The 18,710-nt window shown below is 62.5% G+C and carries 16 protein-coding genes; 15 read left to right on the forward strand and 1 reads right to left on the reverse strand.

Annotated features, from left to right (window positions below):
• Positions 1 to 46: 46 nt before the first annotated feature.
• The 8 genes from dnaE to ispD all read left to right on the forward strand — a co-directional run bounded on the left by dnaE (position 47) and on the right by ispD (position 11,463).
• Positions 47 to 3,574, forward strand: a complete 3,528-nt coding sequence (gene dnaE, locus ACK6AU_RS00235; RefSeq protein WP_185700077.1) for a DNA polymerase III subunit alpha — start codon at positions 47 to 49, stop codon at positions 3,572 to 3,574.
• Between the two features lie 138 nt (positions 3,575 to 3,712).
• Positions 3,713 to 4,660, forward strand: coding sequence for an acetyl-CoA carboxylase carboxyltransferase subunit alpha (locus ACK6AU_RS00240; protein ID WP_185700078.1), 948 nt, complete (start codon positions 3,713 to 3,715; stop codon positions 4,658 to 4,660).
• 132 nt (positions 4,661 to 4,792) lie between these two features.
• The gene (gene tilS / locus ACK6AU_RS00245; protein WP_409297130.1) at positions 4,793 to 6,106 is read left to right on the forward strand and encodes a tRNA lysidine(34) synthetase TilS; all 1,314 of its coding nucleotides are present in this window, start codon (positions 4,793 to 4,795) and stop codon (positions 6,104 to 6,106) included.
• Between the two features lie 274 nt (positions 6,107 to 6,380).
• On the forward strand, positions 6,381 to 8,012 hold the full coding sequence (locus ACK6AU_RS00250) for a CTP synthase (RefSeq protein WP_185700080.1): 1,632 nt from the start codon (positions 6,381 to 6,383) through the stop codon (positions 8,010 to 8,012).
• Between the two features lie 5 nt (positions 8,013 to 8,017).
• Positions 8,018 to 8,863, forward strand: a complete 846-nt coding sequence (gene kdsA, locus ACK6AU_RS00255) for a 3-deoxy-8-phosphooctulonate synthase (protein ID WP_409297133.1) — start codon at positions 8,018 to 8,020, stop codon at positions 8,861 to 8,863.
• Positions 8,864 to 9,018: 155 nt separating this feature from the next.
• On the forward strand, positions 9,019 to 10,308 hold the full coding sequence (gene eno / locus ACK6AU_RS00260; protein ID WP_185700082.1) for a phosphopyruvate hydratase: 1,290 nt from the start codon (positions 9,019 to 9,021) through the stop codon (positions 10,306 to 10,308).
• 172 nt (positions 10,309 to 10,480) lie between these two features.
• Complete coding sequence (ftsB, locus tag ACK6AU_RS00265; protein WP_022642593.1) at positions 10,481 to 10,759, forward strand: cell division protein FtsB; 279 nt, start codon at positions 10,481 to 10,483, stop codon at positions 10,757 to 10,759.
• Complete coding sequence (ispD, locus tag ACK6AU_RS00270; protein WP_085596145.1) at positions 10,756 to 11,463, forward strand: 2-C-methyl-D-erythritol 4-phosphate cytidylyltransferase; 708 nt, start codon at positions 10,756 to 10,758, stop codon at positions 11,461 to 11,463. Before ftsB ends, ispD begins: the two co-directional genes overlap by 4 nt.
• 37 nt (positions 11,464 to 11,500) lie before the next feature.
• On the opposite strand, the gene ACK6AU_RS00275 is transcribed toward ispD, so the two are convergent.
• A complete protein-coding gene (locus tag ACK6AU_RS00275; protein WP_409297136.1) occupies positions 11,501 to 12,400 on the reverse strand; it encodes a LysR family transcriptional regulator in 900 nt (299 codons plus the stop codon).
• A 105-nt stretch (positions 12,401 to 12,505) separates the two neighbouring features.
• Between ACK6AU_RS00275 and ACK6AU_RS00280 the strand changes: the two genes are divergently transcribed.
• From ACK6AU_RS00280 to ACK6AU_RS00310, 7 genes are all read left to right on the forward strand, one after another.
• Positions 12,506 to 13,618 (forward strand): S-(hydroxymethyl)glutathione dehydrogenase/class III alcohol dehydrogenase, encoded by a 1,113-nt coding sequence (locus ACK6AU_RS00280; RefSeq protein WP_185700085.1) that lies wholly within the window; start codon positions 12,506 to 12,508, stop codon positions 13,616 to 13,618.
• Between the two features lie 90 nt (positions 13,619 to 13,708).
• Positions 13,709 to 14,554, forward strand: a complete 846-nt coding sequence (gene fghA / locus ACK6AU_RS00285) for an S-formylglutathione hydrolase (protein ID WP_409297138.1) — start codon at positions 13,709 to 13,711, stop codon at positions 14,552 to 14,554.
• 102 nt (positions 14,555 to 14,656) lie between these two features.
• Positions 14,657 to 15,130 (forward strand): 2-C-methyl-D-erythritol 2,4-cyclodiphosphate synthase, encoded by a 474-nt coding sequence (ispF, locus tag ACK6AU_RS00290; protein WP_185700087.1) that lies wholly within the window; start codon positions 14,657 to 14,659, stop codon positions 15,128 to 15,130.
• Positions 15,127 to 16,185 (forward strand): tRNA pseudouridine(13) synthase TruD, encoded by a 1,059-nt coding sequence (gene truD, locus ACK6AU_RS00295; RefSeq protein ID WP_409297141.1) that lies wholly within the window; start codon positions 15,127 to 15,129, stop codon positions 16,183 to 16,185. The genes ispF and truD overlap by 4 nt, the downstream gene beginning before the upstream one ends.
• On the forward strand, positions 16,173 to 16,922 hold the full coding sequence (surE, locus tag ACK6AU_RS00300) for a 5'/3'-nucleotidase SurE (protein ID WP_185700089.1): 750 nt from the start codon (positions 16,173 to 16,175) through the stop codon (positions 16,920 to 16,922). The genes truD and surE overlap by 13 nt, the downstream gene beginning before the upstream one ends.
• A gap of 41 nt (positions 16,923 to 16,963) precedes the next feature.
• Positions 16,964 to 17,599: a protein-L-isoaspartate(D-aspartate) O-methyltransferase gene (locus ACK6AU_RS00305; RefSeq protein ID WP_185700119.1), complete on the forward strand. Its 636-nt coding sequence runs from the start codon at positions 16,964 to 16,966 to the stop codon at positions 17,597 to 17,599.
• Positions 17,600 to 17,807: 208 nt separating this feature from the next.
• Positions 17,808 to 18,683 (forward strand): peptidoglycan DD-metalloendopeptidase family protein, encoded by an 876-nt coding sequence (locus ACK6AU_RS00310; protein ID WP_185700090.1) that lies wholly within the window; start codon positions 17,808 to 17,810, stop codon positions 18,681 to 18,683.
• Positions 18,684 to 18,710 lie beyond the last annotated feature (27 nt).

An 18,710-nucleotide genomic window follows, 5' to 3' on the forward strand; every position in this document is an offset into this window, starting at 1 on the left:
CCCGATGTCCGGGCCTCGTTGTTTTCGCGCTATTTACAGGATCACTATGCCGGCTTCATTCGTTCACCTGCGCCTGCACACTGAATTTTCCCTGGTCGACGGTCTGGTGCGGATCAAGCCGCTGGTCAAGGCCCTGGCGGGTATGGGCATGCCGGCGGTGGCGGTTACCGACCAGAGCAACATGTGCTCCCTGGTCAAGTTCTACAAGACCAGCATGAGCGCCGGGATCAAGCCTATCTGCGGCGCCGACCTGTGGCTGGCGAACAAGGACGATGCGGACGGTCCCCTGAGCCGCATCAGCCTGCTGGCGATGAATGCCGTGGGTTATCGCAACCTCACCGAGTTGATTTCCCGTGGCTTTACCGAAGGCCAGCGCAACGGGCTGACCATCATCGAGCGCGATTGGGTGGTCCAGGCCGCCGAAGGCCTGATCATGCTCTCGGCGGCCAAGGAGGGCGAGATCGGCATGGCCCTGGTGGCGGGCGACCTCGCGGTAGCCGAGGCCCTGGCCCTGGAGTGGATGGCGGTGTTCCCGGACCGCTTCTACCTGGAAGTCCAGCGTACCAATCGGCCCAATGACGAAGAGCAACTGCATGGTGCGGTGGCCCTGGCCGACAAGATCGGCGCGCCGTTGGTGGCGACCAACGATGTGCGCTTCATCAAGCAGGACGACTTCGAGGCCCACGAGACCCGGGTATGCATTGGCGAAGGCCGGGCCCTGGATGATCCGCGCCGCTCGAAGAACTACAGCGACCAGCAGTACCTCAAGAGTGCCGAGGAGATGGCCGAGCTGTTCAGCGACTTGCCCGAGGCGCTGGAAAACACCGTGGAGATTGCCAAGCGCTGCAATATCACGGTCCAGCTGGGCAAGTACTTTCTCCCCGACTTCCCGACGCCCAACGGCATGGGCATCGACGATTACCTGCGACATGTTTCCCATGAAGGCCTGGAAGAGCGCCTGGCGGTCCTCTGGCCCAAGGACACCACGCCCAATTACGAAGAGAAGCGCCAGACTTACCTGGATCGCCTGAAGTTCGAGCTGGACATCATCATCCAGATGGGTTTCCCCGGTTACTTCCTGATCGTTATGGACTTCATCAAGTGGGCCAAGAATAACGGCGTTCCGGTGGGCCCGGGCCGGGGGTCGGGTGCTGGTTCCCTGGTGGCCTATGTGCTGAAGATCACCGACCTCGACCCGCTGGCTTATGACTTGCTGTTCGAACGTTTCCTGAACCCCGAACGTATTTCCATGCCCGACTTCGACGTCGACTTCTGCATGGATGGCCGCGACCGGGTGATCGACTACGTGGCCGAGGCCTACGGCCGCAATGCGGTGAGCCAGATCATCACCTTCGGCACCATGGCCGCCAAGGCGGTGGTGCGCGACGTGGCGCGGGTGCAGGGCAAGTCCTACGGCCTGGCCGACCGTCTGTCGAAAATGATCCCCTTCGAGGTCGGCATGACCCTGGAGAAGGCCTACGAGCAGGAAGAAATGCTGCGCGACTTCCTCAAGACCGATGAGGATGGCCGCGAGATCTGGGATATGGCCCTCAAGCTCGAAGGCGTCACCCGTGGTACCGGCAAGCATGCCGGTGGCGTGGTGATCGCTCCGACCAAGCTCACCGACTTCTCGCCGATCGCTTGTGACGAAGAGGGCGGCGGCCTGGTGACCCAGTTCGACAAGGACGACGTCGAGGCGGCTGGCCTGGTGAAGTTCGACTTCCTTGGCCTGCGGACCCTGACGATCATCAAGTGGGCGATGGAGACCATCAATCGCGAGCAGGCCAAGCAGGGCCTGCCGGATGTGAACATCGATTTCATCCCGTTGGATGACAAGAAGACCTACGAGTTGTTGCAGAAGGCCGAGACCACGGCCGTATTCCAGCTCGAATCCCGCGGCATGAAAGAGCTGATCAAGAAGCTCAAGCCCGACTGCCTGGAAGACCTCATCGCTCTGGTGGCGCTGTTCCGCCCAGGCCCGCTGCAGTCGGGCATGGTGGATGACTTCATCAACCGCAAGCACGGTCGCGCCGAGCTGGCCTACCCGCATCCGGACTACCAGTACGAAGGTCTGCAGCCAGTGCTGGCGCCCACCTACGGCATCATCCTGTACCAGGAACAGGTGATGCAGATCGCCCAGGTGATGGCCGGCTACACCCTCGGCGGTGCCGACATGCTGCGCCGGGCCATGGGCAAGAAAAAACCCGAGGAGATGGCCAAGCAGCGCGGTGGCTTCATCGAGGGCTGCGCCAACAACGGTATCGATGCCGACCTGGCCGGTAACATCTTCGACCTGGTGGAAAAGTTCGCTGGCTACGGCTTCAACAAATCCCACTCCGCGGCCTATGGCCTGGTGTCCTACCAGACCGCCTGGCTCAAGACCCACTATCCGGCGCCATTCATGGCTGCGGTACTGTCGGCGGATATGCATAACACCGACAAGGTGGTGGTGCTGATCGAGGAAGTGCGCAGCATGAAGCTGCGCCTCGATGCGCCGGATGTGAACAGTTCCGACTTCAAGTTCACGGTCAACGACGATGGCCGTATCGTCTATGGCCTGGGGGCGATCAAGGGCGTGGGCGAAGGTCCGGTGGAAGCGATCGTCGAGGCCCGGGCCGAAGGCGGCCCGTTCAAGGACCTGTTCGACTTCTGCAGCCGGGTCGATCTCAAGCGCATCAACAAGCGCACCCTGGATGCGTTGATCCGCAGTGGCGCCCTGGACCGCCTGGGGCCTTACTTCCATGACGAGCTCAAGGCCTACCAGGCCAACATCGATCGTAACCGTGCCGTGTTGCTAGCGGCCCTGGAAGAGGCGATCAAGGCGGCCGAACAAACCGCCCGGACCGCCGATAGCGGCCACGCCGACCTGTTCGGCGGGTTGTTCGTCGAGGCGGATGCCGACGTCTATGGCAACCACCGCAGGGCTCGCGAACTGACGCTCAAGGAGCGCCTGCGTGGCGAGAAGGACACCCTGGGCCTGTACCTCACCGGCCACCCGATCGACGAGTACGAGGGCGAGATCCGCCGTTTCGCCCGCCAGCGCATCATCGACCTGAAGCCGGCGCGCGATACCCAGACCGTGGCCGGGATGATCATTGCCCTGCGGGTAATGAAGAACAAGAAAGGCGACAAGATGGGTTTCATCACCCTCGACGACCGTTCCGGGCGAATCGAGGCCTCGTTGTTCGCCGACGCCTTCATGGCTGCCCAGGCCCTGTTGCAGACCGACGCCATGGTGGTCGTGGAGGGCGAGGTCAGCAACGATGACTTCTCCGGCGGCCTGCGCCTGCGGGTCAAGCGGGTGATGAGCATGGAGGATGCACGGACCAACCTGGCCGAAAGCCTGCGCTTGAAAGTCCACAGCGATGCGCTGAAGGGCGATCAGCTACGCTGGCTGGGCGATCTGCTCAAGCGCCACCGCGGCGCGTGCCCGATTTCCATGGAGTACAGCCGCGACGATGCCAAGACCCTGCTGCAGTTCGGCGAGGCCTGGCGCATCGATCCGGCGGACAGCTTGATTCAGGCCCTGCGTGACCAGTTCGGCAAAGACAACGTCTTCCTGCAATACCGTTGACGGTCAGGTGCCAGCATTACGCCTTGTCGTTACTTGATCTTTACTATCGACCTCATCGCGCCCGTCCCTTAAGGTAGGGCGCGAACAGACAACCGGCCGGCCCCAGTTTCCCTGGATGTCGAGCCCAGACGGACGCCTATGAACCCGAATTTTCTTGATTTCGAACAGCCGATCGCCGACCTGCAAGCCAAGATCGAAGAGTTGCGCTTGGTCGGTAATGACAATTCGCTGAATATCGGCGATGAGATCTCCCGCCTGCAGGACAAGAGCAAGACCTTGACCGAGGATATCTTCGGCAAGCTCACCAGCTGGCAGATCGCTCGTCTGGCGCGTCACCCGCGTCGTCCCTACACCCTGGACTACATCCAGCACATCTTCACCGAGTTCGACGAACTGCATGGCGATCGCCACTTCTCCGACGACGCGGCGATCGTGGGCGGCGTGGCTCGCCTGGATGAGCAGCCGGTGATGGTCATCGGCCACCAGAAGGGGCGTGAAGTGCGCGAGAAGGTTCGCCGCAACTTCGGCATGCCGCGTCCGGAGGGCTACCGCAAGGCCTGCCGCCTGATGGAAATGGCCGAGCGTTTCAAGATGCCGATCCTGACCTTCATCGACACGCCGGGCGCCTACCCGGGCATCGATGCCGAAGAGCGCAACCAGAGCGAAGCGATCGCCTGGAACCTGCGGGTCATGGCTCGCCTGAAAACCCCAATCATCGCCACCGTGATCGGTGAGGGCGGTTCGGGCGGCGCCCTGGCCATTGGCGTATGCGACCAGCTGAACATGCTGCAGTACTCCACCTATGCGGTGATCTCGCCGGAAGGTTGCGCTTCGATCCTGTGGAAAACCGCGGAAAAGGCTGCCGACGCTGCCGAAGCCATGGGCATCACCGCCGAGCGCCTCAAGGGCCTGGGTATCGTCGACAAGGTGATCGCCGAGCCGCTGGGCGGCGCCCACCGCGACCCTGTTGCCGCTTCCGCGCTGATCCGGGCCGAACTCAGCTCGCAACTGGCGATGCTCAAGGAAATGGACAACGACACCCTGCTGGCCCGTCGTTATGACCGCCTGATGAGCTACGGTCTCTGACCGACTGCCGCTCCGGCTTGCCGGAGCAGACCTGCTCGCGAACCTGGCGCCGTCGATCGCTTCGATCACGGCGTCTTGTTCGTTCTGGTGCAACCGCAAGGCCAGCTGATCGCTGCCGCAGGTCCTGAACCCATGACACTTGCCGACTCTTTGCTGCAGACCCTGGCCCCCTGGCGCCAAGCCAGCGCCTGGCGCGTGGCCTTCTCCGGAGGGCTGGACTCCACCGTCCTGCTGCACCTGCTTGCCAACCTCGCGCGCCAGCATTGCCTCCCGGCGCTTGCGGCGATTCATGTCCATCATGGCCTGCAACAGGTGGCGGATGCCTGGCCACAGCACTGCCAGGAAGTCTGCGATGCCCTGGGCGTACCGCTGCAGGTGGTTCGGGTCCAGGTGCCAGCTGGCGCCAGCCTCGAGCGTGCCGCCCGGGATGCACGCTACAGTGCTTTCGAGCAGTCGCTGGCAAGCGATGAGCTGTTGTTGTTGGCCCAGCATCGCGACGACCAGGCGGAAACCCTGCTGTTTCGCCTATTGCGCGGTGCCGGAGTGCGGGGTTTGGCGGCGATGCCCCGGTGCCGTTCCCTGGGGCGTGGGCACTTGCTGCGCCCCTTGCTCGACGTACCTCGCGCCGAACTGGAGCGCTATGCGGCCGAGCATCGACTGGTCTGGGTCGAGGACCCCACCAACAGCGAACATCGCTATTCGCGCAATTACTTGCGACACCAGGTCATGCCGACGCTGCAGTCGCGCTGGCCCCGGGCCGGGGCCAGTATCGCTCGCAGTGCCGCGCATCTTGGCGAGGCCCGGGGCTTGCTCGACGAGCTAGCGTCGATGGACCTGCTCGCCGCCGAACAAGAGCGGAATCCGGCCTGGCTGCCTTTGCCAACCTTGGCCTTGGCACCCCTGCGAGAGCTGTCCGCCGCGCGCCAGCGCAATGCCCTCGGTCATTGGTTGGCCAGGTTCACCCGCTTGCCGGACACCGATCACTGGGTCGGCTGGGAAACCCTGCGTGATGCCAGGAGCGCAGCCTCGCCGATCTGGCGCCTGGCGGATGGCGAGTTGCATCGTGCGGGGATGCACCTGTGGTGGTTGTCCGGAGCCTGGCTGCGGCCGATCGGGGAGGGGGCAGAGTGGCATGACCCCCAGCAACCGCTGTGCTTGCCGGATAACGGCCAGGTGACGTTCAGCGGCTCGGTGCCGGATGGTCCCCTGAGCATCCGTTATCGTCGTGGTGGCGAGGTGATGCAGGTGGCTGATCGCGGCCATCGCGATCTCAAGCGCCTGCTGAACGAGGCAGGGGTGCCAGCCTTTGTCCGTGGCAGATTGCCGCTGTTGTATCGCCGGGAACAACTGCTGGCGGTGGCGAACCTGCCAATGGCCGGCACAAATGCCCGGGGTGGCTGGCAATTGCACTGGCAGCCGCCGACTGGCGATCAAGGTTTGAGCTGAAAGGGGCTTTCCGGTAGACTACGCTCCCTTCTTGATACAACTTCTGTGGATTCGCCTGAATTGCAGGAGTTGCCGATTACCAAGCAGTCTTTGCTGGGCGATTCCAAAAAATGTGTAGCGAGCAACGTACCGGTGTTTTTGCATCCGGTCTGTCACAACGCGGCGGTTTTTTTGAAAGGTGCACTGTGATTAATGCAGGTGATCGGGGGCTTCGGCCTTCCTTCGCTTTCCCCGGCGGCACTGACCGCTTTAACGCAGACTTCTAGGGTTTTTCATGACGCGCTACATATTCGTCACGGGCGGTGTTGTTTCTTCATTGGGGAAAGGCATTGCCTCGGCTTCATTGGCGGCCATCCTGGAGGCGCGGGGGCTCAAGGTCACCATGCTCAAGCTGGACCCGTACATCAACGTCGACCCGGGCACCATGAGCCCGTTCCAGCACGGTGAAGTGTTCGTCACCCACGACGGCGCCGAGACCGACCTGGACCTGGGCCACTACGAGCGGTTCATCCGCACGACCATGACCCAGAACAACAACTTCACCACTGGTCGCGTCTACGAACATGTGCTGCGCAAGGAGCGCCGTGGCGACTACCTGGGCGCCACCATCCAGGTGATCCCGCACATCACCGACGAGATCAAGCGCCGCATCATCAAGGGCGCCGGCGATGCCGACGTGGCCCTGGTCGAAATCGGCGGCACCGTGGGTGACATCGAGTCGCAACCGTTCCTCGAGGCCATCCGCCAACTGCGGGTCGAAGTCGGTTCCAAGCGCGCAATGCTGATGCACCTGACCCTGGTCCCGTACATCGCCACCGCCGGCGAGACCAAGACCAAGCCGACCCAGCACTCGGTGAAGGAGCTGCGCTCCATCGGCCTGCAGCCTGATGTGCTGATCTGCCGTTCCGACCACCCAGTGGATGCCTCGTCGCGTCGCAAGATCGCCCTGTTCACCAACGTTGAAGAGCGTGCGGTGATCTCCCTGGAAGACGTCGACACCATCTACAAGATCCCGGGTGTGCTGCATGCCCAGGGCCTGGACGATTTCGTCGTCGAGCGCTTCGGCCTGCAGTGCAACAGCGCCGACCTGTCCGAGTGGGACAAGGTCGTGGACGCCAAGCTGAACCCCGAGAAAGAAGTCACCATCGCCATGGTCGGCAAGTACATGGAGCTGCTGGACGCGTACAAGTCGCTGATCGAAGCGATGAGCCACGCGGGCATCCAGAACCGTACCAAGGTCAACCTGCGCTATATCGACTCCGAAGACATCGAGAACCAGGGCACCGGCCTGCTGGAAGGCGCCGATGCCATCCTGGTTCCGGGCGGTTTCGGCCTGCGCGGCGTGGAAGGCAAGATCACCGCGGTGCAATACGCCCGTGAGAACAAGGTCCCGTACCTGGGTATCTGCCTCGGCATGCAAGTGGCAGTCATCGAGTTCGCTCGTAACGTCATGGGCTGGAAAGACGCCAACTCCACCGAGTTCGATCGCACCAGCGGCCATCCTGTGGTCGGCTTGATCACCGAGTGGGCCGACGCTACCGGCGCGGTCGAGACCCGCACCGAAGCCTCTGACCTGGGCGGTACCATGCGCCTGGGCGCCCAGGATTGCCAGATCGTCGCGGGCTCCAAGGTCCACGACTGCTACGGCAGCGACGTGATCACCGAGCGTCACCGTCACCGCTACGAAGTGAACAACAACCTGCTGCCGCAGCTGATCGAGGCCGGCCTGCTGGTTTCCGGTCGTTCCGAAGACGGCGCGCTGGTGGAAGTGGTCGAGAGCCAGGATCATCCATGGTTCGTGGCGTGCCAGTTCCACCCTGAGTTCACCTCCACTCCGCGTGACGGTCACCCGCTGTTCAGCGGCTTCGTCAAGGCGGCACTGGCTCAACACCAGAAGAAGGCGTGAACCTGATGGCGCAGAAGATCATCCGCGTAGGCAACATCGAGATCGCCAACGACAAGCCGATGGTGCTGTTCGGCGGCATGAACGTGCTGGAAAGCCGTGACATGGCGCTGAAGGTCTGCGAAGAGTACGTGCGGGTTACCGAGAAGCTCGGTATCCCCTACGTGTTCAAGGCCAGCTTCGACAAGGCCAACCGTTCGTCGGTTACCTCGTTCCGTGGTCCGGGCATGGAGGAAGGACTGAGGATCTTCGAGGAGATCAAGCGGACGTTCAACGTGCCGGTGATCACCGACGTGCACGAGCCCTACCAGTGCGAACCGGTGGCCAGGGTGTGCGACATCATCCAGTTGCCGGCCTTCCTGTCGCGCCAGACCGACCTGGTCGTGGCGATGGCCAAGACCGGCGCGGTGATCAACATCAAGAAAGCCCAGTTCCTCGCGCCCCAGGAAATGAAGCACATCCTGGCCAAATGCGTGGAAGCCGGTAACGACCAGTTGATCCTCTGCGAGCGTGGTTCCAGCTTCGGCTACAACAACCTGGTAGTGGACATGCTCGGCTTCGGCATCATGAAGCAGTTCGAGTACCCGGTGTTCTTCGATGTGACCCACGCCCTGCAGATGCCGGGCGGCCGCGCCGACTCGGCCGGTGGTCGCCGCGCCCAGGTCACCGACCTGGCCAAGGCGGGCATGAGCCAGTCCCTGGCCGGCCTGTTCCTCGAAGCCCATCCTGATCCGGACAATGCCAAGTGCGATGGTCCTTGCGCCTTGCGCCTGGACAAGCTCGAACCGTTCCTGGCCCAGCTCAAGGCCCTGGACGAACTGGTCAAGAGTTTTCCGACGGTAGAAACCGCGTAAGACCAGTTTCTCCGGTAAAGTACCGCACGATTATTGCTCGGGCCTTCGGGCCTGAGCCTTATCGTCTGCAAGACTGCCTGTTTTCCCCGCCTTGCCGACGGTAGAAGATTTCCTACAGCTGCGTCGTTTTCGTCAACTTTGGAGTGTTTACAACAATGGCAAAAATCGTCGACATCAAAGGTCGTGAAGTCCTCGACTCCCGTGGCAACCCCACTGTCGAAGCGGACGTGCTTCTCGACAACGGCATCATCGGCAGCGCCTGCGCTCCGTCCGGTGCTTCCACCGGTTCCCGTGAAGCACTGGAGCTGCGTGATGGCGACAAGAGCCGCTACCTGGGCAAGGGTGTGCTCAAGGCGGTAGCCAACATCAACGGTCCGATCCGTGACCTGTTGCTGGGTAAAGACCCCATCGACCAGAAGGCGCTGGATCAGGCGATGATCAAGCTGGACGGTACCGAGAACAAGGCCAACCTGGGCGCCAACGCGATCCTGGCCGTGTCCCTGGCCGCTGCCAAGGCCGCAGCCCAGGACCAGGACCTGCCGCTGTACGCGCACATCGCCAACCTCAATGGCACCCCTGGCGTCTACTCGATGCCGGTGCCGATGATGAACATCATCAACGGTGGCGAGCACGCCGATAACAACGTCGACATCCAGGAGTTCATGGTGCAGCCGGTCGGCGCCAAGTCCTTCTCGGAAGGCCTGCGCATGGGTACCGAGATTTTCCATCACCTCAAGGCAGTGCTGAAGGCCCGTGGCCTGAACACCGCAGTGGGTGACGAAGGTGGTTTCGCGCCGAACCTGGCTTCCAACGAAGACGCCCTGAAGGTGATCTCCGAAGCCGTGGCCAACGCCGGCTACACCCTGGGCACCGACGTGACCCTGGCCCTGGACTGCGCGGCCAGCGAGTTCTACGAAGACGGCAAGTACAACCTGGCTGGTGAAGGCCAAGTGTTCACCAACGAAGGTTTCGCCGAATACCTCAAGGGCCTGACCCAGCGCTATCCGATCATCTCCATCGAAGATGGCCTGGACGAGTCCGACTGGGCGGGCTGGAAGATCCTGACCGACAAGATCGGCGACAAGGTGCAGTTGGTGGGCGATGACCTGTTCGTGACCAACACTAAGATCCTGAAGGAAGGCATCGACAAGAAGATCGCCAACTCCATCCTGATCAAGTTCAACCAGATCGGCAGCCTGACCGAGACCCTGGAAGCCATCCAGATGGCCAAGGCCGCTGGCTACACCGCGGTGATCTCCCACCGTTCCGGTGAAACCGAAGACTCCACCATCGCCGACCTGGCCGTGGGTACCGCGGCTGGCCAGATCAAGACTGGCTCGCTGTGCCGCTCCGACCGCGTATCCAAGTACAACCAGTTGCTGCGTATCGAAGAGCAACTGAACGGCAAGGCCAAGTACAACGGCCGTAGCGAGTTTCGCGGTTAAGCGGTAGATGGTAAAAAGACACCGGATTGTGTCGCAAAAGTCGCTACAGCGAGTTTTTTGCCACTAATCTGATGCCTTAAGAGCACAAGCCTGGTTTTTCCAGGCTTCGTGCTATCAGTAGGTCCGAAGTTGCTGGCATGGCTGTCTTTTTTCACTGGATACCCGATATTCGATGCGCAGTCCCAATTGGTTGTTCCTGGTCTTGCTCTTGCTGCTGGCTGGCTTGCAGTACCGCCTTTGGGTGGGAAACGGCAGCTTGGCCCAGGTCGCCGACCTGACCCAGCAAATTGCCGACCAGCAGGCTGAAAACGAGCGCCTGCTGGAGCGCAATCGCGTACTCGATGCGGAAGTCATGGAATTGAAGAAGGGCATGGAGACCGTCGAAGAACGAGCTCGCCATGAACTGGGCATGGTCAAGGAGGGCGAGACCCTCTACCAGTTGGCCCAATGAGCGATCTGCTGCCGGCCTTCTGGGCCGTGATTCCTGCCGCGGGCGTTGGCGCCCGCATGGCCGCGGACCGTCCCAAGCAGTACCTGCAACTGGGCGGCCGCACTATTCTCGAACACAGCCTTGGCTGTTTCCTCGACCACCCCGGCCTCAAGGGCCTGGTGGTCAGCGTTGCTCCCGACGATCCCTACTGGCCGACCCTGGCCTGCGCCCAGGATGGACGAATCCAGCGGGTCGACGGCGGTGCGGAGCGTTCCGACTCAGTGCTCAATGCCTTGCTTCATCTGCATGCCCAAGGCGCTGCGGATGATGATTGGGTGTTGGTGCACGACGCCGCGCGACCTAACCTCGCCCGGGATGACCTGGACAAGCTGCTGGCCGAGTTGGCGGACGACCCTGTGGGTGGCCTGCTGGCTGTGCCGGCCCGGGACACCCTCAAGCGTATCGACTCGCGGGGGCGGGTCCTGGAGACCGTGGACCGCAGCCTGATCTGGCAAGCCTATACCCCACAGATGTTCCGCCTTGGCGCGCTGCACCGGGCCCTGGCCGACAGCCTGGTGGCTGATGTCGCGATCACCGACGAGGCCTCGGCCATGGAGTGGGCTGGCCAGGCTCCGCGCCTGATCGAAGGGCGTTCCGACAACCTCAAGGTCACCCGGCCGGAAGACCTGGAGTGGTTGCGCCAGCGCTGGGCCAACCGCCGCTGACCCACCGCTGTAGCCGCAGGTTGCGATGGGCCTGCTGCTACCGTTCCTGGTACTCCGGGCGCCGGGCCAGGCCTTCCTTGAGATACTCCACCAGCTTGCGCACCTTGGGCGACAGGTGTCGTTGTTGCGGGTAGAGCGCCCATACCGCCGTGTTCGGCGGCTGATGGGCCTCGAGCAGGGAGGTCAAAGCGCCGCTCTGCAGATGCTCCAGCACGTAGTAGTCCGGCAGCTGGCACAGGCCCACTCCTTGCAACGCCGCATCCAGCACCGCCTGCCCGCTGTTGCAGCGCCAGTTGCCTTGAACCCGCTGGGCGAACTCGCGGCCATCCTGTTCCAGTTGCCAGATATCCGAACTGCCGATCAGGCAGTTGTGCCGGCCCAGCTCCGAAAGGCTATGGGGACGACCGTAGCGTTCCAGGTACGACGGCGAGGCGCACAGGTACATGCGCCGGGGAGCCAGGCGGGTCGCCACCAGTCGCGAGTCTTGCAGGCGTCCCAGGCGCACGGCCAGGTCCAGCCCCTCGTGCACCAGGTCCAGGGGCCGATTGCTCAATTCGATATCCACCCGCAACTGCGGATACAGGCCCATGAAGCTGGTCACCAGTGGCACGATGAAGCGCTCGCCGTAAGCCACCGCGCAGGTCATGCGCAGCATGCCCTTGGGCTCGCTGGCCAGGTCGCCCACGGCGCGCAGCGCCTCTTCCCGCCCATCCTGCAAGCGCTGGCAATGCTGGAGGAAGGTCTGCCCGGCTTCGGTCAGGGTTACCCGCCGGGTGCTGCGGTACAGCAAGCGAGTCTGCAGGCGTTCTTCCAGGCGGGCGATCTGCCGGCTGATATGCGAGGAGGAGACACCGAGGCGTTCTGCTGCAGCGGTGAACTGGCTGCATTCGGCCACGGCGACGAACTCGTCGATGCCTTCCCAGCGGTTTTCATTCATGAGGATTATCCCTGGATGGCAATAATGTTTTGCTTTTGGCCGGATTATTCATCGCAAGGCGCTGTTTTACACTCCCTGTTTCGTTTTTATTCGCTGGAGACCAGGATGATCAAGTCGCGCGCTGCCGTTGCCTTCGAGGCCAAGAAACCCCTCGAGATCGTTGAAGTCGATGTCGCCATGCCCAAGGCTGGCGAGGTGTTGTTGCGGGTGGTGGCGTCCGGTGTCTGCCACACCGACGCCTACACCCTGTCGGGTGCCGACCCGGAAGGCATCTTCCCGTCGATTCTCGGCCATGAAGGTGGCGCAGTAGTGGAAGCAGTGGGCGAGGGCGTGACCTCGGTGGCCGTGGGTGACCACGTGATCCCGCTCTACACCCCGGAATGCGGCAAGTGCAAATTCTGCCTGTCGGGCAAGACCAACCTGTGCCAGGCCATCCGCGCCACCCAGGGCAAGGGCCTGATGCCGGACGGCACCACTCGTTTCTCCTACAAGGGCCAGCAGCTGTTCCACTACATGGGCACCTCGACCTTCTCCGAGTACACCGTGTTGCCGGAAATCTCCGTGGCCAAGATCCAGAAAGAAGCGCCGTTGGAGAAGGTCTGCCTGCTGGGCTGCGGCGTGACCACCGGTATTGGCGCGGTGCTCAACACCGCCAAGGTCAAGCCGGGTGACACCGTGGCGATCTTCGGCCTGGGCGGCATTGGCCTGTCGGCGGTGATCGGTGCGGTCAAGGCCAAGGCTTCGCGCATCATCGCCATCGATATCAATCCAGCCAAGTTCGAGATCGCCCGCCAACTGGGGGCCACCGACTGCATCAACCCCAAAGACTACGATCGTCCGATCCAGGAAGTGATCGTCGATCTCACCGATGGCGGTGTGGACTTCTCCTTCGAGTGCATCGGCAACGTGCAACTGATGCGCGCCGCGCTGGAGTGCTGCCACAAGGGCTGGGGCGAGTCGGTGATCATCGGCGTGGCCGGCGCCGGCCAGGAGATCGCCACTCGTCCGTTCCAGCTGGTGACCGGCCGTGTCTGGCGCGGTTCGGCCTTCGGCGGCGTGCGTGGCCGTAGCGAACTGCCGAGCTATGTGGAGATGTCCGAGAAGGGCGAGATCCCGCTGGACACTTTCATTACCCACACCATGGGCCTGGAGGACATCAACAAGGCCTTCGACCTGATGCACGAAGGCAAGAGCATCCGTTCGGTCATCCACTTCTAAGAGCGGCGTCAAGCTGCAAGCCATGAGCTGCAAGAGGGGGCGCTACCTGCTTGCAGCTTGACGCTTGTAGCTTGTGGCTGGAGGTCTGCCATGAGTCTGGAAAACCTTTCCTGCCAGAAAAGCTTCGGCGGCTGGCATAAACGCTACAAGCATCATTCCCAGGTACTGGGTTGCGACATGGTGTTCGCCGTCTACCTGCCGCCCCAGGCCGAGCAGGGCGGCAAGCTGCCAGTGCTGTACTGGCTGTCCGGCCTGACTTGCACCGACGAGAACTTCATGCACAAGGCCGGTGCCCAGCGCATGGCAGCCGAGCTGGGGCTGATCATCATCGCGCCGGACACCAGCCCTCGCGGTGCCGGGGTGCCTGGCGATCCGGACGGGGCCTGGGACTTTGGCCTTGGCGCCGGGTTCTATCTCAACGCGACCCAGGCGCCATGGGCCCAGCACTATCGGATGCACGATTATGTGGTCCATGAGTTGCCGGCGCTGGTGGAGGCGCATTTCCCGGCTTCCGACAAGCGTGGTGTCAGCGGCCATTCCATGGGCGGGCATGGGGCCCTGGTTTGTGCCTTGCGCAATCCCGGGCGCTACCGTTCGGTGTCGGCGTTCGCGCCCATCAGCAACCCCATGGATTGCCCCTGGGGGCAGAAGGCGTTTTCCCGTTACCTGGGGGAAGAGCGCGCTCGTTGGCGTGAATGGGATGCCAGTGTCCTGATCGCCGAGGCCAGCGAAAAACTGCCATTGCTGGTGGATCAGGGCGACCGTGATGACTTCCTCGCCACCCAGCTCAAGCCTGAGGCCCTGCAACTGGCGGCCAAGCAGGCCGGCCATGAGCTGACGCTGCGCCTGCAGCCGGGCTACGACCATAGCTACTTCTTCATCGCCAGCTTCATCGATGACCACCTGCGCCATCATGCGCAGGCGCTGAATGGCTAGATCGCACAAACCTTGGCGCTTGTCCGTGGGGGCGCTCGCACCGGCCCTAATGGCCAGCAAAGCAGGTAGAATCACGCCCTGACTTTTTCGGGGCGTTTTTTTATGCGTATTGGCCACGGCTACGATGTGCACCGTTTCGCTGAGGGCGACTTCATCACCTTGGGTGGTGTGCGTATCGCCCACCACTCCGGGCTGCTAGCCCATTCCGATGGCGACGTGCTGCTGCATGCGCTCAGTGACGCCTTGCTGGGCGCTGCCGCGCTGGGCGATATCGGCAAGCACTTTCCTGACACCGACCCTCAGTTCAAGGGGGCCGACAGCCGTGTCTTGCTGCGGCATGTTGTCGCGCTGATCCAGGCCAAGGGCTGGAAGGTCGGTAACGTCGACAACACCATCGTCGCCCAGGCGCCGAAGATGGCGCCCCATATAGAAAGCATGCGGGCCTTGATTGCCGCCGACCTGCAGGTCGAGCTCGATCAGGTGAACGTCAAGGCCACCACCACCGAGAAGCTTGGTTTCACCGGGCGCGAGGAAGGTATTGCGGTGCATTCCGTAGCCTTGTTGCTGCGCGCATGAACGAACTGCAACTGTTGGGCCCACGGGCCTATGGCGAGGCCCTGGGAAGCGCGGTGCTCAAGGCCACGGCCGAGGATTTCCAGGTCGATGAGGTCCTGGATATTCCCCTCAGCGGCGATGGCGAGCATTTATGGCTGTGGGTGGAAAAGCGTGGCCTGAATACCGAAGAAGCTGCCCGGCGGATCGCCAAGGCCGCCGGGGTCCCGCTGCGTACGGTGAGCTATGCCGGACTCAAGGACCGCCAGGCCCTGACTCGCCAATGGTTCAGCGTGCAACTGCCGGGCAAGGCCGATCCAGACCTGGCGGCAGCCGAAAACCACACCCTGAAGATCCTCAAGGCCAGCCGCCACAGGCGCAAGCTGCAACGCGGCGCCCATGCAGCCAATGGCTTCACCTTGCGCTTGACCGAGCTGCGGGCGGATCACGCGGCGATCGATGCCCGCCTGCAGCTGATCGCCCGGCAAGGCATTCCCAATTACTTCGGTGCCCAGCGTTTTGGCCATGACGGCGGCAACCTGGCGGATGCCCGGGACTGGGCGGCACGCCAGGCGTTGCCGGAACAGCGCAACGTGCGTTCGCGCTTGCTGTCCGCCGCTCGTAGCTACTTGTTCAACCAGGCCCTGGGCGCACGGGTGGCCGACGGCAGCTGGCAGCAGGCCCAGGTGGGCGATCTGCTGGCCTTCACCGACAGCCGCAGCTTCTTCATGGCTGGAGCGGACGAGTGCGACGATCCGCGCCTGGCCATTCTCGACTTGCATCCCACCGGGCCCTTATGGGGTAAAGGCGACTCGCCCGCCTCAGGCGCCACCCAGATCCTGGAGCAGGGCGTCGCCGTCCGCGAACCGGTGCTGTGCGATTGGCTGGTAAAAGCCGGCATGGAGCACGAACGACGCATCCTGCGGCTGCCCATTGGCGGTTTGACGTGGCATTATCCCGTGCCTGACATTCTGCAATTGGAATTCGTCCTGCCGGCCGGATGTTTCGCCACCGCATTGGTGCGCGAACTCGTCGATCTGGTGCCGGTGGGGCAGACGGACAGCCCATGCGTATTCTGATTTCTAACGATGATGGGGTAACCGCACCCGGTATCGCCGCGCTGCATGCTGCGCTGGCCGATCATGCCGAGTGCGTGGTTATCGCACCGGATCAAGACAAAAGCGGCGCCAGCAGCTCGCTGACGCTCGACCGTCCGTTGCATCCGCATACTCTCGGCAATGGCTATATAAGTATCAACGGCACGCCGACCGATTGTGTGCATCTGGGGCTCAATGGCCTTTTGGAGGATGAACCGGACATGGTGGTCTCGGGCATCAACCTGGGGGCCAACCTTGGGGATGACGTGCTGTATTCCGGGACTGTCGCGGCCGCCCTGGAAGGGCGTTTCCTGCAGCGCCCTGCGATTGCCTTTTCGCTGGTCTCGCGGCAAGTGGAGAACCTCGCCACCGCAGCCCATTTCGCGCGTAGGCTGGTCGAGGCGCAAGGCTTGCTGAATCTACCACCACGGACGGTGTTGAACGTGAATATTCCCAACCTGCCGCTCGATCGTGTCCGCGGTATCCAACTGACCCGCCTGGGCCATCGCGCCCGTGCCGCGGCTCCCATGAAGGTGGTGGACCCACGGGGCAAGGCCGGCTACTGGATCGCTGCTGCCGGGGACGCCGAGGATGGCGGTCCTGGCACCGATTTCCATGCAGTCATGCAGGGCTACGTATCCGTGACCCCGCTGCAGTTGGATCGCACCTTCAATGATGCGTTCAGGAGCCTGGACGGGTGGCTGGAGGGGCTGCGCTGATGGCCCGTGAGCAAGACGATCTGTTGCGCCGGGGAATCGGCATGACCTCCCAGCGCACCCGCGAACGCCTGATCCAGCGGCTCTACGATGAAGGCTTGTCCAACCCCCAGGTGTTGGAAGTCATCCGGCGTACGCCACGGCATCTGTTTGTCGATGAAGCACTGGCCCATCGGGCCTATGAGGACACGGCACTGCCCATTGGCCATAACCAGACCATTTCCCAGCCTTATATGGTGGCCCGCATGAGCGAGCTGCTGCTGGAGGCTGGCCCCCTGGACAAGGTGCTGGAGATCGGCACCGGCTCCGGCTACCAGACCGCGGTGCTGTCGCAGTTGGTGGAGCGGGTGTTCTCGGTGGAGCGGATCAAGGTCCTGCAAGATCGGGCCAAGGAGCGCCTGCAGGAGTTGAACCTGCGTAATGTGGTGTTTCGTTGGGGCGATGGCTGGGAGGGCTGGCCGGCGTTGGCACCTTACAACGGCATCATCGTGACCGCCGTGGCCACCGATATTCCCCAGGCGCTGCTCGACCAGCTGGCACCGGGTGGGCGCATGGTGATTCCGGTTGGCGCCGGTGAAGTACAACAGCTGATGTTGATCATCCGCGAAGAACATGGCTTTGCCCGGCATGTCCTGGGAGCGGTGCGGTTTGTACCCCTGCTCAATGGCCCCCTGGCCTGAGCATTTCTGCGAACTGGATGAATTCTGCTCGTCGGGCTGTGTCTTAGTGGCGTGTCGATCGTCAACGTATCGGGCGACGCCCCGTGATAAACCCCGGCCGTCCCCTGCGCCGCGCCGGCGGTAAGGCACCGGCGTGCGGTTATACTTGCGTCATTTCATGCCTGAGCCAGGCAATCTATATCGTCAACCATCAGAAAGGGAGCGGCGGGTGAGTCTCACGGTCATTGCGCAGCGTATGGGTACAACAAGCTTTCAGCGACTGATGATTGGCCTTGTCTTGAGTTCCTTGTTGGTTGGTTGCTCCAGCACCAGGTCCAGCAGCGTCGGAGTGGTTGATCGCAATAGCAATGCGGCACCGCAGCGCCCGACCGTGACCACCGGCCAATACGAAGTGCGTCGCGGGGATACGCTGTTCTCCATCGCCTTCCGTTATGGCTGGGATTACAAGGCGTTGGCCGCCCGCAACAATATCAGCGAGCCCTATACCATCCACCCGGGGCAAACCATTCGTTTCGATGGCCGCACCGGTACCGCGCCGGCCAGTGTGGTAACCAGTACCCAGTCCTCCGGTGCTTCTTCCTCGAGCAAAACCACGGTCATTCGTCGCCCAGCGACGACCACCACATCTGCGGCAACAGGTGCCGCGACCAGCCCGGCGAACAAGCCGAGCCCAGCTCCGACGCCGGTTCCAGCCACTCCGGCAGGTCCTGCGCCGACCGGTTGGGGCTGGCCTTCCAACGGTGTTCTCATTGGAAAATTTTCTTCAAACGGTAGTTTGAATAAAGGCATTGATATCGCCGGGGATTTGGGACAGCCTGTTTTAGCTGCGTCTGATGGGACGGTGGTTTACGCCGGGAGTGGCTTAAGGGGCTACGGCGAATTAGTCATCATCAAACACAGCGAAACCTACGTCAGCGCTTATGGTCACAACCGTAAGCTTCTGGTTCGGGAGGGGCAGCAGGTCAAAGTCGGACAGACAATTGCCGAGATGGGATCAACTGGTACAGACCGGGTGAAACTGCACTTTGAGATTCGCCGACAAGGTAAACCTGTAGATCCGCTGCAATTCCTGCCACGTCGTTGATCCGTTACCAACCTGTTCCACTCGCTC

This window comes from Pseudomonas sp. KCJK8993, assembly GCF_046230915.1.
In the GTDB taxonomy this organism is placed as follows: Bacteria; Pseudomonadota; Gammaproteobacteria; order Pseudomonadales; family Pseudomonadaceae; genus Aquipseudomonas; species Aquipseudomonas piscis.